Genomic DNA, 17,495 nt, shown 5'->3' with positions numbered 1-17,495 from the left:
GCAGCGGCAGGCCGCCGGCCGGCCACCGCCCCTCGCCGCCGGCGTCCCCGTCGGTCTCGGGCGGGTCCTCCGGCGGCGCCTCTTCGACGATCATGTGCGCGTTGGTCCCGCTCACGCCGAAGGAGGAGATCCCGGCGCGGCGCGGCCGGTCCTCACCCGGCTCCCACGGGCGCGGCTCGGTCAGCAGCCGCACCGCGCCCGCCGACCAGTCGACGTGCGTGGACGGCCGGTCGACGTGCAGCGTGCGCGGCAGCCTCCCGTGCCGCATCGCCTCCACCATCTTGATCAGGCCGCTGACGCCCGCCGCCGCCTGCGCGTGGCCGATGTTCGACTTCACCGACCCGAGCCACAGCGGGCGGTCGCCCGCGCGGCCCTGCCCGTAGGTCGCCAGCAGCGCCTCCGCCTCGATGGGGTCGCCGAGGGTCGTCCCCGTCCCGTGCCCCTCCACGGCGTCGACCTGCTCGGCGGTCAGCCCGGCGTTCGCCAGCGCCTGCCAGATGACGCGCTGCTGCGACCGGCCGTTGGGCGCGGTCAGCCCGTTGGACGCGCCGTCCTGGTTCACCGCGCTGCCCCGCACCACCGCGAGCACCCGGTGCCCGTTGCGGCGGGCGTCCGAGAGCCGCTCCAGCACCACGATCCCCACGCCCTCGGCCCAGCCCGTGCCGTCGGCCGCGTCGGAGAACGCCTTGCACCGGCCGTCCCTGGCCAGCCCGCTCTGCGTGCTGAACGCCACGAACGGCGCGGGGGTGGACATGATGTTCACCCCGCCGGCCAGCGCCAGGGCGCACTCGCGCTGCCGCAGCGACTGGCACGCGACGTGCAGCGCCACCAGGGAGGAGGAGCAGGCGGTGTCGACGGTGAGCGCGGGGCCCTCCAGACCCAGGGTGTAGGACACCCGCCCGGAGATCACGCTGCCGGCGCTGGCCGTGCTCAGGTACGCGGCCGCCTCAGGGGACGAGGCCAGGAGCGTCGAGTAGTCCTGGCCGCCGCTGCCGACGAAGACGCCCACCGGTGTCCCGCGCAGGCGGTCGGGCACGAGGCCGGCCCGTTCGAGCGCCTCCCAGCTCACCTCCAGGACCAGCCGCTGCTGCGGATCCATGAGGGCGGCCTCGCGGGGCGAGATCCTGAAGAACCGCGCGTCGAAGTCGGCGGCGTCCTCGACGAACCCGCCCTCGTGGGCGTACTCCTCGCCGAGGACGTCCCCGAGCCGCCAGCCGCGGTCGCCGGGGGCGTCCCCGATCGCGTCGCCGCCCGCGTCGACGAGCCGCCACAGGTCCTCGGGCGACCGCACGCCCCCCGGGTACCGGCACGCCATCGACACGACGGCGATCGGCTCCTGCTCCGCGTCCTCCATCCGGCGCAGCCGCTCGCGCGCCTGGTGCAGGTCGGCCGTGACCCGCTTGAGGTAGTCGAGAAGCTTGTCTTCGTTCGCCATCCCCAGCCTCGCCAATTCCGTTCGTTTCGCCGAAGCCGCACACCCGGTCAGGTGATGCCGAGCTCCTTGTCGATGAAGTCGAAGACGTCGTCCGCGGAGGCCGCCTCGAGCCGGTCCGCCACGCCGCCGCCCGCCGCGTCCGCCGCGGGCTCGGTCAGCCGTCCCACCAGCGCCCTGAGCCGTTCGACCACCCCGTCGCCCTCGATCCGCTCGCGGGGCAGCGTCGCGATCGACGCCTCCAGCCGGTCCAGGTGCGCCTGGATCGGCGCGTCGTCGCCGCCGGCCGACAGCCGGGTCCCGAGGTGGGCCGCCAGCGCCGCCGGGGTCGCGTGGTCGAACACCACGGTCGCGGGCAGCCGGACGCCCGCCGCCCTGCTCAGCCGGTTCCGGAAGTCGACCGCCGTCACCGAGTCGAACCCGATCTCCTTGAAGGCGCGGCCGGGCTCGATCTCGTCGGCGTCGTAGCCGAGGATCGCGGCGACCTGGGCGCGCACCAGGCCCAGCAGCGTCCGGTCGCGCTCGGTCCCGGTCATCCCGGCCAGCCGCTCCGCCAGTTCCGAGGAGCCGGCGGCCTCGTCGTCCGGGTCGGACTCCGCGCCCTGCTGCGCCTCCCGCGCCTCCGGCAGGTCGAGCAGCAGGGGGCGCCGCCGTGCGAGCGTGTAGGGCGGGACGAACCGCTCCCAGTCGATGTCGGTGACCACCAGGCCGCTCTCGCCGCGGTCGAGCGCCTGCCGCAGCGCGCCGATGGCCAGGTCCGGGTCCATCTCCTTGATGCCGAGCCGCCGCAGGAACTCCCCGGCGGCCTCGTCGACCATCCCGCCGCCGCCCCAGGATCCCCACGCGACGCTGGTCACGGGCAGTCCCTGGGAGCGGCGGTGCGCGGCGAGCGCGTCCAGGTAGGCGTTCGCACCACCGTAGGCGCTCTGCCCGGACGACCCCCACACGGCGGCGCCCGAGGAGAACAGCACGAAGGCGTCCAGGGGCCGGTCCGTCAGGAGGTCGTGCAGGTGCCGTGCCCCGGCGACCTTGGCGCGGACGGCGTCCGCGAAGGCGTCCAGCCCCATGGCGTCGATGGGGCCCGGCTCGGGCAGCACCCCGGCCGCGTGGACGACGGCGGTCACGGCGTCGGCCTCGCCGAGGGAACCGAGCAGCTCGTCCAGGGCCTTCCGGTCGGCCACGTCGCAGGCGGCGATCGTGACCCGCGCGCCCATCCCCGACAGCTCCGCGGCCAGCGTGTCGGCGCCCGCCGCGCCGGGGCCTCGGCGGCTGGTCAGCAGCAGGTGCCCGGCCCCGTTCGCCGCCAGCCAACGCGCCACGTGCGCGCCGACCCCTCCGGTGCCGCCGGTGACCAGGACCGTCCCGCGGGGCTTCCAGGCGGGCCGGGCGCCCACCGGGCCCAGCGGCGCCCGGACCAGGCGCGCGGCGAACGTGCCGGACGACCGGACGGCGAGGCGGTCCTCGCCGGTCCGCCCGGCCAGCAGGCCGACGACCTGGCGGGCGGCCCGCCGATCCACCGCGGCGGGCAGGTCGATGGTGCCGCCCCAGGTGTCCGGGCGGTCCAGCGCCAGGACGGCGCCCATCCCGTACACCACGGCCTGCATCGGGTCGACCGGGTCAGCGGCTCCCGGCACGTGCACCGCCCCGGCCGTCGCGCACCACAGCCGCCCCGTGTGGCCGCGGTCGCCCAGCGCCTGGACCAGGGCGATCGTGGCGGCGACGCCGCGGGACAGCACGGGGTACTGGGGATGCTCGCGTGCGTCGAGCGCCAGCAGGGACAGCACGGCGACGGAGGAGTCCGTGCCCGCGAGCCGGTCGGCGAGAGCCCGGCGGTCGTCCGCGTCCGCTCCGACTCGCACGATCCGGGCGCCCGCGGCGGTGAGCTCGGCGAGCAGCGTCCGCGCCGGCTCCTCGTCGGCGACGCTCTCCGGGACCAGCGCCAGCCACTCCCCGGGAAGAGACGCGGCCGGCTCGCCGTGCACGGGACGCCAGTCGACGCGGTACCGCAGGCCGGACGTGCGGCCCTCGTCCTGGGACTGCTTCCACCAGGACGACAGCGCCGGCAGCACCCCGTCGAGCGCGGCCCGTTCGACGCCCAGGCTCTGCGCCAGCGCCGCTCCGTCGCCCTCGGCCACGCTCGCCCAGAACGCCTCGTCCGGCCGGGCCTGCGACTCGGTACGGGCGGGCTCGGTCACCCAGTAGGGCCGGGTCTGGAACGCGTAGGTGGGCAGGTCGACGCGGCGGCCTCCGGCGAGACGGCCGCCCCACTCCGAGCCGCCCCACTCCGAGGCGAGGCCGCGGACGTACAGCTCGGCCAGCGCGCCGAGCAGCCGGTCCGGGCCGCCCTCGCCGCGGCGCAGGCTGCCGGTCACCACGGCCTCGCGGCCGAGGTCGTCGAGCGTCTCCTGGACGCCGATCGTGAGCACGGGATGCGGGCTGGCCTCGACGAACGCCGCGTACCCGGCCTCGGCCAGGGTCCGCACCGCGGGCTCGAACCCGACGGTTCGCCGCAGGTTGGCGTACCAGTAGGCCGCGTCGAGATCACCCTCCCCGATCCAGTCGCCGGTCACCGTGGAGAGCATCGGCACCGCGCCCGTCCGCGGCCTGACCGGCGCCAGGTCCCGCAGCAGGCGCTCCTCGATCGACTCGACGTGCGCCGAGTGGGAGGCGTAGTCGACCGGGACCCGCTTGGCCCTCACGTCCTCGGCGGCCAGTTCGGCCAGCAGCTCGTCGAGCGCGCCGGAACCGCCCGACACCACCACCGACCCGGGACCGTTGACCGCCGCGATCGAGAGCTCGCCCGGCCACCGTTCGAGGCGTTCGCGCACCCGCTCGGCCGGCAGCGCTACCGAGGCCATGCCGCCCCGCCCCGAGGGCATCTCGCCGATGGCCTGGGAACGGAGCGCGACGACCCGCGCGCCGTCGACCAGCCCCAGCAGGCCCGCTACGCACGCCGCGGCGATCTCGCCCTGCGAGTGCCCGACCACGGCGTCCGGGTGGACGCCGGAGGCCCGCCACTCCTCCGCGAGCGACACCATGACCGCCCACAGCACCGGCTGGACGACGTCCACCCGGTCCAGGCTCCCCTCCGAGGAGTCCCGCAGGACCTCGGTGAGCTTCCAGTCCACGAAGGCCGACAGTGCGCGCTCGCAGTCGGCGATCCGCGCGGCGAACACCGGTGAGGTGTCCAGCAGTTCGGTGGCCATGCCCACCCACTGCGAACCCTGGCCGGGGAACACGAAGACGGTTCTGCCGCTCAGGTCGGCCGTGCCCATGACGACTCCGGCTCCGGGGTCGCCCTCCGCCAGTCCGCGGACTCCGGCCAGCAGCTCGGCCGGGTCCCGTCCCGTCACGACCGCCCGGTGCTCGAACGGGGCCCGGGCGGACGCCAGCGAGTGCCCGATGTCGACGGGGTCGAGTTCAGGATGGTCGTCCAGGTGCGCGGCGAGCCGGGCGGATTGGGCGCGCAGCGCCCGCGCGGACCGTCCCGACAGGGGCCACGGGACGCCGACCGCCGAGGTCCCGCGCGGTTCCCCGGGGCTGGCGAGCCGTTCCGGCTCGGCGCCCGCGGGCGGCTGCTCGACGATCACGTGCACGTTGGTGCCGCTGGCGCCGAACGAGGACACCCCGGCCCGGCGCGGGTGGCCGTTCTCCTCCCAGTCCCTCGGCTCGGTGAGCAGCCGGACGGCGCCGGCGGCCCAGTCCACCTTCGGCGTGGGCTCGGCCACGTGCAGGGTCCGCGGCAGCACGCCGTGGCGCATCGCCTGCACCATCTTGATGATCCCGGCGATGCCCGCCGCCGCCTGCGGATGCCCGAGGTTCGACTTGATCGACCCGAGCCACAGGGGCCGGTCCGCCGGACGCGCCCGGCCGTAGGTCGCCAGCAGGGCCTGGGCCTCGATCGGATCGCCCAGCTTGGTCCCGGTGCCGTGCGCCTCCACGGCGTCGACCTCGTCCGGGGTCACCCGGGCGTTGGCGAGCGCCTGCTCGATGACGCGCTTCTGCGCCGGTCCGCTCGGCGCCGTCAGGCCGTTGGAGGCACCGTCCTGGTTGACCGCCGAGCCGCGGATCACCCCGAGGACCTCGTGGCCCTCGGCCAGGGCCCGCGACAGCCGCTCCAGCACCAGCACGCCCACGCCCTCGGACCAGCCGACGCCGTCGGCGTCCGCGGAGAACGACCGGCACCGGCCGTCCTTGGACAGGCCCCGCTGCTTGGAGAACTCCACGAACATGGCCGGGGTCCCCATCACGGCGACGCCGCCGGCCAGCGCCAGCGAGCACTCGCCCGCGCGCAGCGCCTGGGACGCCAGGTGCACGGAGACCAGCGACGAGGAGCAGGCGGTGTCCACCGACACCGCCGGCCCGACCAGCCCCAGCGTGTAGGCGACCCGGCCGGAGACCAGGCTGCCCGCGCCGGTGCTCCCGGCGTAGTCGTGGTACATGACGCCGGAGAACACGCCCGTGTCGGTGCCCCGGACGCCCGCGGCCAGACCGGCCCGCTCCAGCGCCTCCCATGACACCTCCAGCAGCAGCCGCTGCTGCGGGTCCATCTCCGCGGCCTCGCGCGGCGAGATCGAGAAGAACCCGGCGTCGAACTCCGCCGCGTCGTACAGGAACCCGCCCTCGCGGACGTACATCCTGCCCGGCCGGTCCGGCTCGGGGTCGTAGAGCCCGTCGACGTCCCAGCCGCGGTCCGCCGGGAAGGCCCCGATGGCGTCCCGGCCGTCGCTGACCAGCCGCCACAGCTCCTCCGGCGAGTTCGCCCCGCCCGGGTAGCGGCAGGCCATGCCCACGATCGCGATCGGCTCGGCGGAGCGCTCCTCCAGGTCCCGGAGCTGCCGGCGGGTCTGCTGCAGGTCCGCGGTCGCGCGCTTGAGATAGTTCCGAAGCTTGTCGACCTTGTCGTCATCGGCCATGGTCAGTGCACCAGCTCCCAGAGGACGCGCCGGAGTCCGTCATGTACGTGTCGGTGTTCGTTCAGGAGGCGCCGAGCTCGGCGTCGAGGACCATGAACAGCTCCTCGTCGCTGGCGGCGGTGTAGTCGTCCGCGCCCGGAGGGGCCTCGGCCTCCTTGCCCTGCTCGCGCCACTTGCGCAGCACGGCCTCCAGCCGCGCGGTGATCCGGGCGTGCGAACCGTTCGCGTCGGTGCCCGTCAGCACCGCCTCCAGCCGGTCGACCGCCGCCAGGGCCGGCGCCGCCGGATCGGCGTCCGCCGGGGCGAGCTCCTCGGCGAGGTGGCCGGCGAGCACCGCCGAACTGGGGTGGTCGAAGACCAGCGTCGCCGGTAGCCGCAGCCCGGTGGCGGCGGCGAGGGCGTTGCGCAGTTCGACCGCGGCGAGCGAGTCGAAGCCCATCTCCTGGAACGCGCGCTCCGGCTCGATCCGCTCCGGGCCCTGGTGCCCCAGGGCCCTCGCCACCTGCGTGCGCACCAGGGCGAGCAGTTGCTCCTCGCGGTCCCGGGCGGGCAGGCCGGCGAGCCGCTCGCGCAGATCCGCCCCGCCCCCGCCCTGGCCGGCCGCCCGTTCGGTACGGCGCACGGGGCTCCGCACGATCCCGCTCAGGATCGCCGGAACGCCGTCCTCCCGCCGCCGCAGCGCCGGAAGGTCCAGCCGAAGCGGCACGAGGATCGCGTCCTCGTGGACACCGAGCGCCATGTCGAACAGGGCCAGGCCCTCCTCCTCCGGCATGGGCGGCATGCCGAGCCTGTGCATGCGCCGCTCGGCCGCCTCGTCCAGATGCGCGCCCAGCCCGGCTTCGCCCGACCACAGCCCCCAGGCCAGCGACGTCGCCGCCTGGCCTTGGGACTTGCGGTACTCGGCGAGCCCGTCGAGGAAGGTGTTGGCCGCGGCGTAGTTCGCCTGCCCGGCCCCGAGGACCAGCCCCGCGGCGGAGGAGAACAGCACGAACGCCGACAGGCTCAGGTCCTCGGTCAGCTCGTGCAGGTGCCAGGCGGCGTCCGCCTTGGCGCGCAACACCTTCTCCACCTGCGCCTCGGTGAGCGCGCCGACGACCGCGTTGTCGACCACGCCCGCCGCGTGGACCACCGCTGTCAGCGGCCGCTCCGGGGGGACGGCCGCGAGCAGGTCGCCGACGGCGCCGCGATCGGACATGTCGCACGCCGCGATCCGGACGTCGGCGCCCAGGGCCGCCAGTTCGTCCCGCAGTTCGAGGGCGCCGGGCGCGTCCGGACCGCGCCGGCTGGCCAGCAGCAGCCCCCGGACGCCGTGCTCGGCGACGAGGTGACGGGCGATCAGCGATCCGAGGCCGCCGGTCCCGCCGGTGATCAGTACCGTTCCGGCCGGGTCCCAGACGTGCCGGGTGCCGGCGCCGGCGTCCACGGCGACCCTGGACAGCCGCGGCACGCACGGCTCCCCCTTGCGGAGGGCGATCTCGGGCTCGCCGGAGGCGAGGGCGCCGGCGATCCCGCGCTCGGACGATTCCTGCCCGTCCAGGTCGAGGAGGACGAGCCTGCCCGGGTTCTCCGCCTCGGCGGAACGCACCAGGCCCCAGATCGCGGCGCCCGCCAGGTCGGCGACGCCCTCACCCGGTATCGCGGCCACCGCGCCCCGCGTGACGACCACCAGCCGCGAGGACGACCAGCGCTCGTCGGCCAGCCAGGCCCGCACCTGCGCCAGGACCTCGTTGATCGAGGCGCGCAGCCGCGGGAGGACCTCCCGGTCCCCGTCCCCCTCGGCCGCCAGGTGGGGAAGCAGGACCACGGTGGGCGGGAACCCGCCGTCGTCCACCATCGCGTTCAGCGCGGCCAGATCGCGGTGGCGGCCCGCGCCCGGCACGTGGTCGAGGCCGGGCCCGGCGATCGCCACGGTGTCCACGGTGTCCTCCGCGCCGGACGCGCCGAGGCCCGCGGGGGCGATCCAGTCCAGCCGGAACAGCGACCGCGTGCCCGCCGCGGCGAGTTGCTCCGCCGACACCGGACGGGCGACGACCGACTCCACCGTCGCGACGGGGGTCCCGGCCGCGTCGGCCATCTGGACGGCGGTCCCGCCTCCGGCCGGGGCGAGCCGCACCCGGACGGACCGCGCCCCGGTGGCCTGCAGCGAGACTCCCGTCCAGGCGAACGGGATCCAGGTGTCGCCGCCGCCCCGTCCCGCGCCCCCGTCGAGCAGCAGCGCATGGAACGCGGCGTCCAGCAGTGCGGGATGGATGCCGAACCGTGCGGGATCCGGCGCCGCGTCCTCCGGCAGGTCGACCTCGGCGAAGACCTCCTCGCCGCGCCGCCAGGCCGCCTGGAGCCCCTGGAAAACGGGACCGTACCCGTATCCGCGCTCGGCCAGCCGCTCGTACAGCGCGTCGAGCGGAACAGGCTCCGCGTCCTGGGGCGGCCAGCTCGTCAGGTCGGCTGGGGACACCGCCGCCGCACGCGTCAGGACGCCGCTGGCGTGCAGCGTCCACGCCATCTCCGGCGAAGCGTCCTCGGCCCGGGAGTGCACGGAGACGTGGCGGTCGCCCGAACCGTCGTCCGCCTCCACGGTGACCTGGAGGCAGACACCGCCGTTCTCGGGGATGATCAGCGGCGCGGCCAGGGTCAGCTCCGCCAGCACCGGGCGGTCCACCTGGTCGCCCGCGCGGAGCGCCAGTTCGACGAGCCCGGTCCCGGGGAACAGCATCGCGTCCAGGACCTGGTGGTCGGCCAGCCACGGGTCGGTCTGCGCGGACAGCCGCCCGGTCAGGACGACGCCGTCCGAACCGGCGAGCGGCAGCACGGCGGGAAGCAGGGGATGACCGGCCGGGACCTGGCCCAGCCCGGTCGGGTCGGGCGCGGACGCGGCGGCGTCGTTCTCCAGCCAGTAGCGCCGGCGCTGGAAGGGATAGGTGGGCAGGTCCTCGATGGGGCGCCGTTCGGCGGAGTTGAAGATCGCTTCCCAGTCCAGGGAGACGCCGGAACTCCACAACCGCGCCATTCCCCGGCAGAAGGCCCTGGTCTCGGGCTCGTCCTTGCGCGACAGCGCGACGAACCCGCCTTCATCGCCCTCCAGGCACTCCGGGCCGGACGCCGACAGCACCGCCGACGGCCCGACCTCCACGAACCGGGTCACGCCCTCGGCTTCCAGCGCGCGGACCCCGTCACAGAAGCGGACGGTCTCGCGGACGTGCCGGACCCAGTACTCGGGCGTCGTGACCTCGTCGGGGTCGGCCAGCCGGCCGGTCAGGTTCGACACCAGCGCCATGCGCGGGGCGTGGAACTCGACGGCGGCCAGCTCCTTGGCGAAGCCCTTCAGCATGGGATCCATGTGCGCGGAATGGAACGCGTGCGAGACCCGCAGCCGCGTCGTCTTGGCCCCTTGCGACTTCAACGCCTCGGCCACCGCTGCGACGGCATCCTGGTCACCCGAAATCACCACTGAGGCCGGGCCGTTGACCGCGGCGATCTCCGCCCCGCCCTCCAGCAGGGCCGCGACGTCCTCCTCGGCGGCGGCGACGGCGGCCATCGCCCCGCCCTCCGGGAGCGCCTGCATCAACCGGCCACGTGCCGCCACGACCTTGCACGCGTCCTCAAGGGACCAGACCCCTGCCACATGAGCGGCCACCAGCTCACCGATCGAATGACCACCCACGAACTCCGGCTGCACACCCCACGACTCAAGCAGGCGGAACGAGGCGACCTCGAAAGCGAACAACCCCGCCTGGGTGAACACCGTCTGGTCGATCAAGTCCGGGCGTTCCCAGACGACCTCGCGCAACGACTCAGGCAAAAGACCTTCGAATGCCGCGCACACCTCGTCGAACGCGCTCGCGAACACCGGGAACGCCTCGGACAGCTCGCGGCCCATGCCCAACCGCTGCGCGCCCTGCCCCGAGAACAGCACGGCCGTCCGGCCGCCCGGAAGATCGTCCGTGCGCGGCGCGGCGTTTCCGGCCAGTTCGGACAGGCCGGCGATCAGCTCGTCCCGGTCCGCCCCGGCCACGAGCGCACGGTGCTCCATCGCCGAACGCGCGCTCGCCAGCGAGTACCCGACATCAACGAGATCCGGCTCAGGGCGCTCGTCCAGCCACGACGCCAGCCGGGACGCCTGCTCGCGCAACGCGTCGGCGTTCCGCGCCGACAGCGGCAGCATCGCCGGGCCGCCCGGAGACGTCCGCTCGGACGGAACGGCCTCGGCCTCCTCGGACGCCTCCTCGGACGCCTCCTCGGACGCCTCTTCAATGATCACGTGCGCGTTGGTCCCGCTGATCCCGAACGAGGACACCCCCGCACGCCGCGGACGGCCGTCCACCTCCCACGGCACGGCCTCGCGCACCAGTTCCACCGCGCCCGAGGACCAGTCCACCTCGCCCGACGGCTCGTCCACGTGCAGCGATCCGGGCACCACACCGTGCCGCATCGCCAGCACCATCTTGATCACACCCGCCACACCCGCCGCCGCCTGGGCATGACCGATGTTCGACTTCACCGACCCCAGCAACAACGCACGATCAGCGGAACGCCCCTGCCCATAGGTCGCCAGCAACGCCTGCGCCTCGATCGGATCACCCAGACGCGTCCCCGTACCGTGCCCCTCCACCACGTCCACATCGGAGGCGGAGAGCTGCGCGTTGTCGAGCGCGGCACGGATGACGCGCTGCTGGGACGGTCCGTTCGGGGCGGTCAGCCCGCTGCTGGCGCCGTCCTGGTTCACGGCGCTGCCGCGCAGGACGGCCAGCACGCGACGGCCGTTGCGGCGGGCGTCCGACAAACGCTCCACCAGCAGCACGCCCGCGCCCTCGGCCCAGCCGACCCCGTCGGCGGAGGCCGCGAATGCCTTGCAGCGGCCGTCCGGCGCCAGTCCTCGCTGGCGGGAGAAGAGGACGAAGCTGTCCGGGGTGGCCATTACGGTCGCGCCGCCGGCCAGGGCGAGCGAGCACTCGCCCCGGCGCAGCGACTGGGCCGCCAGATGCAGGGCCACCAGCGACGACGAGCAGGCCGTGTCCACCGTCACCGCGGGCCCCTCCAGGCCGAGGGTGTAGGCGACCCGCCCGGACACGATGCTTCCGGCGCTGCCGTTGCCGACGTAGCCGTCGAGGTCCGCGGGCACGGCGTCGACGTGGGCCGCGTAGTCGTGGTACATGACCCCGGCGAACACACCGGTGCGGCTTCCCCGCAGCCGGGACGGGTCGATGCCGCCGCGCTCGACGGCCTCCCAGGAGGTCTCCAGGAGCAGCCGCTGCTGCGGGTCCATGGCCAGCGCCTCGCGCGGGCTGATCCCGAAGAAGTCCGCGTCGAAGTCGGCCGCGTCGTAGAGGAAACCGCCCTCGCGCGCGTAGGACTTGCCGCTGCGGCCCGGATCGGGGTCGTAGAGCCCGTCGACGTCCCAGCCCCGGTCGCGGGGGAAGTCCGACACGGCGTCCACGCCGTCGGCGACCAGGCGCCACAGCTCGCCGGGGGTCGTGACTCCGCCGGGGTACCGGCAGCCGATCCCGACGATCGCGATCGGCTCGTGCTCGCGTTGCTCGGTCTCGGCCAGCCGCCTGCGCGTCTCGCGCAGTTCGGTGGTCGCCCGCCGGAGATACCCGAGGAGCTTGGCCTCGTCGGTCATTCAGCTCACCCCTTCGTCCGGGCCGCGGTTCCCGTCAGCGACGGCGCCGCGCGGCCAGCTGCTCCAGGTCCGGCACCGCGTCCGCGGGGCTCGGCGTGGCCAGCAGCTCCTTCTGGATCCGCGCGGCGCCTTCCTTGAACGACGGGTCGTCCAGCAGCCGCGCGAGACCCGTCCGCAGGGTTTCGCCGGAGAGGTCCTCCGGCATGATGGTCAGCCCGGCGCCCCGGCTCTCCAGGAGGCCGGCCAGGGCCGGCTCGCCCCACAGGTTGCCGGGCGTGACCAGCTGCGGGACGCCATGGGTGATGGCGGTGCCCATCGTGGTGGCGCCGCAGTGGTGCACGACGGCGTCGCAGGTGGGCAGGAGCGCGTTGAGCGGCACGAAGTCGAAGACCCGGACGTTGCCGGGGACCGGGGCACCCCCCAGTTGCGCCTCGGTCAGGGTCGCGATCACCTCGGCGTCGAGTTCCGCCACGGCCTCGAGCAGCTCGGCGATCGGCGTCCCCTCGATCTCGACGTTGCGCGCCGTGATGCCGAAGGTCATGCACACCCTCCGCCGTTCCGGCGGCTCGAGCAGCCAGTCCGGGATCGTGGACGGGCCGTTGTGGGGCACGAAGCGGACGGGGAGGTTCGGCACGTCGACCGGGATCCGCATCCACGAGGGCATCGGATCGATGGTGAGCTGGCCGGTGACCGTCTCCTCGTCGAACTCCTGGCCGAACTGCTCCAGCCGGCCGGCCAGCCACTCGCCCATGGGGTCGTCCCGCGGCCCCTCCGGGTGCCGGGCCCGCAGCTCGTGGAAGAGGGCCCGCATCCTGGCGAAGTGGTCCTGCCCGAACAGCATGCGCGCGTGGGCGGCGCCGGTGGCCTTGGCGACGACCGGGCCGACATAGGTCAGGGCGTCCCAGATCACCAGGTCGGGCTGCCAGGACCGGGCGAACCGGACGACGTCGTCCAGCATCCGCTGGTCGGCCTGGTACTCGGAGATGAAGTTGGAGTAGAGGCCGAGGGCCCCCTTGACGTAGTCGAGGGTCAGCTTCTCGGGCCGCGTCTCGGCGAGGTCGAAGCCCATCCGGTAGGGGGTGCCGTCGTCGGGCAGCGCGTCCAGCATCTTCGCGTCGGCCGCCATGTCGATCTCGGTTCCGGCCACCACCGCGGTCAGTCCGGCCCCGGTGATGTCGCGTTCGAGGTTGGGGCGGCTGGCGACGCAGACCTCGTGCCCGGCGGCGCGCAACGCCCAGGCGAGGGGGACCATGCCGTACAGGTGGGTGCTGGCCGCGAAGGTCGTGAACAGAACTCGCACGCATTACTCCAACCGCGCTCGTCGGTGCCCAGCGGAAAGGGATGCTCCGGGACCGCGCGCCCCGCGTGATCGGAGGATTTTGCCCCGATCATGCACGGAATCGCGCCATTTCACCCTTGACGCTACCGACGAACGCCGCGCGGCCCCCACCCCTAGACCTCCCTTAACCGCCCCCTAGAACGGCGGCGAGCTGGGAAGGAGTGAGGGGAACCACCACCCCGCCCTCCATGTACAGATGTATAAGACGGAGGTATACTTCTGATCGTCCCCAGCCAGGACCGGAAGTCGAAGTTCGGCGGCGGCCGATCAGCTCAGTGACCCACGGGGGTCCGGAAACGACGAAGAGAGAGGATCGACGTGGCCAGTTCGAATGGATGGATGGCCGGGTGGGACACCAGGGCGACCTGGCGGAGATTCGCCGGCCGGGACCCCCGCCGCGTCCGCTCGGCGGGTCTCGAGTGATGCCGGCGGGCAAGGTTCTGCGCTTCGACGGCATCAAGGGCCGCGGCCTCATCACCCCCGAGGAGGGGGGCGCGGCGATCACCGTGCACGCGAACGACCTGCAAGGCGACAAATATATGTTCCGGCCCGGGGCGGCGGTCTCCTATGACATCGAACACGGAGACCACGGATCGAAGGCGGTCAATGTGAGACTTCTTGATGGCGATTCACCGGCGATACTGTACGCACTGCCCGGCGAAATGCGTGACGAGGAGAGCACCTCGGGGGACGTGCTCTCCATGGACGAGTTCATTCAGGAGGTCACCGAACTGATCATCCGCTCGATGTCCACGCTCAGCGCCGAGCAGATCATGGAATTGCGCACCCACCTCGCCCGGTTCGCCCGGTCGCACAAATGGATACAAGAGTGAGCCGCGGCACGCCGGCCCGGTTCAGGCCGTATCGGTCAGCTCCATCGGAAGGTCGACCGGCAGTTCGGAGCGCCGTTTGATGCTCAGCTTCCGGTAGACGCGGGTCAGGTGCTGCTCGACCGTGCTCTCGGTGATGTAGAGCTTCCGGCCGATCTCACGGTTGCTCAGCCCGCGGGAGGCCAGCGTCGCCACCTTGCGTTCGGCGGCGCTGAGCACCTCCAGCCCGGCGGTCCCGGCCCCGTCCACGGCCTTCGAGCTCGGCAGCAGCCGGTCGTGCAGGACGCTGGCGCCGCACGCCTTGGCCAGCTGGAGCGCGTACCGGGCCATCATCCGGGCCTGGCCGACGTCGCCCACGGACTGCCGGGCACCGCTCAGCTCGGTGTACGTCAGCGCCAGCTCGTACCGGTCGCCGCAGTCCTGGAACAGGTCCGCGGCCTTGCTCAGCAGCCCGATCCGCTCCTTGGCGTCGGCGGTCATCGCGAGCACGCGCAGGGCGACGCCCCGGACGCGGGGGTCGTCGCCTCCGCCGAGCGTCATCTGCTCGCGGAGCAGCTCGCGCGCGGGGTCGCGCTGGCCCATCGCGAGGTAGGCCTGCGCGAGGTCGCTGCGCCACGGCACCACCGCGGGGTGGTCCAGCCCCCACTGGACCGCGTGCCTGCCCGCGGACTGGAAGTCGTTGACCGCGGCGTGCAACCGGTTGGTGACCATGTGGTGGTGCCCGCGGGCGTGCAGCATCGCCAGCCAGAACCGGGAGTGCTTGGCGGACTCCGGGACCACGTGCCTGAGCAGCCTGCGGGCCTCGTTGAAATTGCCCATCGCGGTGTTGGCCAGGACGAGCTTGGCCAGCGGCGAGCACAGCGCCACGCCCCAGCCGTGCGCGGGCAGCGCGTGCAACGCCGCCCGCGCCTGTCCCTCGGCCCCCGTCAGGTCGCCCCTGCGCAGCGCGATGCCCGCGCTGACGTCCAGCAGGACGGCGCGGCGCGTCTCGTCCGCCCCGTCGAGGAGGTGGCCGCACCAGTAGCTCGCCCGCTCGATCCGGCCGTGGTGGATCAGCAGATGCATCGCGCCGATGATCGCCTCGGGCGTCGCGTCGCCGATCCAGCAGCGCTGCAGCACCAGTTCCGCGTTGTCGAGCGACTCCGGGCCCTCGGGCACCGGCGTGAAGCGGGCCCGCGCGGGCGCCGCGCCGGCGTCCGCGCCCTCACCGGGCGCCGGCGGCGGCTCAGCGACGGCGACGATCTCCGGGATCCAGCCGTTCAGCCACTCCATCGTGAGCCGGTGGTCGGCCGGGGCCAGCCGGCGGGCCGCCGTCCCGTTCAACCGCTCCAGCACCACCACGGCGTCGGCGGAACGCCCGAACCACGCCAGCGTGCGGATCAGGAGCAGCGCGTCCTTGGCGTCGAGCCGGCCCGCGGCGTCGGCGGCCATCAGGGCGTCGAGATGCCTGATCACCGCGGCGGCGTTGAGACGCCACTGCGCGCGGACGAGCGCGGCGGTCAGCGCCGCGGAACGTTCCTCGCTGAGCCGGCCCTGCAGGGCCAGCTCCAGACATTCGGTCGCGTCCTTGACCTTGTCGCGTGCCAATTGGTGCTCGGCGGCCGACTCCAGGATCGGCACGGCCCAGCACGGCGACGCGTCACCGGCCGCGACCAGGTGCGCGGCGATCTCCACGTGCGGGGCGTGGTCGTCGTGCAGGACCTCGGCCGCGCCGAGGTGCAGCTCCGCGCACTCCTCGCCGGGAATGTCGCCGAGCACCGCGAAGCGCGCCTTCTCGTGGCGGAACCGGGGGCCGTCCATCAGCCCGTCGTTCCGCAGCCCTTCCAGGTGAGCGGTCACGGCGACGCTCTCCGCCCCGAGCACCCGGGCGATCGTGTCCGGCGTGGCCGACCGTCCCAGCACGGCGGCCGCGCGCGCGGTGAGCAGCAGCTCGTCCTCGCCCCGGTGCAGGCAGGTCAGCACGGCGCGGGCGAAGCGCTCGTCGACGATCGGCTCCCCGCTGCACAACCGGACACGCCGCGAGTGCGCCCGGAAGTCCTCGGCCAGGGCGCGCACGATCAACGGGTTGCCACCGCTCAGCCGGTGGCACTCCTCGGCGAACCCGGGAGTGACCGTGGAGGTCCCCAGCGTGTCCTCGACCAGCCGCTCGACCTCGGCCGGCGACAGCGATCCCAAAGTGATCTGCCTGAAGTACGGCTGGCGGGCGAGTTCGACCCGCAGCGCCCGCTGCTCACGGCCGAGCGACTCCCGCTGGTTCAGGATCAGGAGCACGCGTGCCGCGCCGATCCGCCTTTGCAGCCGCAGAAGGACCTCCAGCGACGCCTCGTCGGCGAAGTGGACGTCATCGACGACGATCACCAGCGGACGCGTTCTCGCCAGTTTCAGCAGGGCGCTGCACACGCGGTGCAGCAGCCTTTCGTTCACGTTCCCGCGGCCGTTGCCCGGTGCCGGGGCCTCTTCTTCTCCCCAGCCCGTCACGGTTTCCCCGATGTCCGGTGGAAGCTGCGCGCTGTCGAGAAGCTGAGAGATCACCCCCAGCCATACGGTGCGTTCCGCGGCGGAGCCCACCGCGCTCAGCAACAATGCACCGGATTCGGCCACGAATTGGCCGAACCGGTAAGCGAGTTCGGTCTTTCCACTCGCCACTCCCCCGCTGACGAGGACGACTCTGCCCTCTCCTCGGGTGCTTTCCAGATAACGGAACTTCAGCTCTTCGAAGGATGTGCCTTGTGCCGACATAGTCGTGATCACCGTGAGATTCCCCAAGATCACTATGACTAACCATGGGGAAACCTACCCGATCCATGTACAAATGTCTAGCGGATCAATGCGCCACGGCTTGAAATCACTTGACTGCGGAGCGTGGCCGTATATCCTGGTTGGTTACCGCGAGGTATGTAGGAACCTGCCAAATGATCCTTCCGCGCACTGTCAAGAGCCGTCAACTTCGTGTCCGACGCCATTACCCTGGCCTTCACGTTCAGGAAATGTCACGGCCATGACAGGAGAACGATCTCCCGCCAATAGTCATGCGCGCCCAGAGCCGTCTGACCTGCATAACCACATCCTTACAGCCAAGGTCACACCGGGCCGTCAACCTCGCGCCGGATGCCGACGGCAATCAATTATTCAACAGTTTATGAGTTCCCCGGGCAGTAGGGCGGCCCGCGGCGCGCCGCCCTGGCGCCCGCCGCCCGCCGGCCTCGTCCGCGGTGCAACTTTTACTTCTCCGTAACCTCGCGTCAGCATTCACCGGTATACACCGACCGCCGCAGACCGTCACCAATGAATGACAAGATCGCTGTAATGCACACGCGAGATGGCGCCTGGATGAAGGAACACCGCGACGACCGGCTCA

At 73.2% G+C, this 17,495-nt stretch carries 6 protein-coding genes; 1 reads left to right on the top strand and 5 read right to left on the bottom strand.

From position 1 onward, the window contains the following. The 4 genes from ACFPZN_RS38060 to ACFPZN_RS38045 all read right to left on the bottom strand — a co-directional run. The coding region (locus ACFPZN_RS38060; protein ID WP_378287368.1) for a type I polyketide synthase at positions 1-1,435 on the bottom strand (1,435 nt) is incomplete at its 3' end. A 47-nt stretch (positions 1,436-1,482) separates the two neighbouring features. Then, a complete protein-coding gene (locus ACFPZN_RS38055; RefSeq protein WP_378287367.1) occupies positions 1,483-6,348 on the bottom strand; it encodes a type I polyketide synthase in 4,866 nt (1,621 codons plus the stop codon). Between the two features lie 61 nt (positions 6,349-6,409). After that, positions 6,410-11,968, bottom strand: coding sequence for a type I polyketide synthase (locus ACFPZN_RS38050; protein WP_378287366.1), 5,559 nt, complete (start codon positions 11,966-11,968; stop codon positions 6,410-6,412). Positions 11,969-12,002: 34 nt separating this feature from the next. Then, positions 12,003-13,268: an activator-dependent family glycosyltransferase gene (locus tag ACFPZN_RS38045; protein ID WP_378287365.1), complete on the bottom strand. Its 1,266-nt coding sequence runs from the start codon at positions 13,266-13,268 to the stop codon at positions 12,003-12,005. A gap of 461 nt (positions 13,269-13,729) precedes the next feature. Here ACFPZN_RS38045 and ACFPZN_RS38040 point away from each other — a divergent pair, with 461 nt between their 5' ends. Next, the gene (locus ACFPZN_RS38040) at positions 13,730-14,140 is read left to right on the top strand and encodes a cold-shock protein (RefSeq protein ID WP_378287364.1); all 411 of its coding nucleotides are present in this window, start codon (positions 13,730-13,732) and stop codon (positions 14,138-14,140) included. Positions 14,141-14,161: 21 nt separating this feature from the next. Here ACFPZN_RS38040 and ACFPZN_RS38035 read toward each other — a convergent pair whose 3' ends face one another. After that, complete coding sequence (locus tag ACFPZN_RS38035) at positions 14,162-16,876, bottom strand: ATP-binding protein (protein ID WP_378287363.1); 2,715 nt, start codon at positions 16,874-16,876, stop codon at positions 14,162-14,164. Between the last annotated feature and the right edge of the window lie 619 nt (positions 16,877-17,495).

This window comes from Actinomadura rugatobispora, assembly GCF_042656285.1.
Lineage (GTDB): Bacteria > Actinomycetota > Actinomycetes > Streptosporangiales > Streptosporangiaceae > Spirillospora > Spirillospora rugatobispora.
This window is presented reverse-complemented; position numbering and strand designations above follow the sequence as displayed.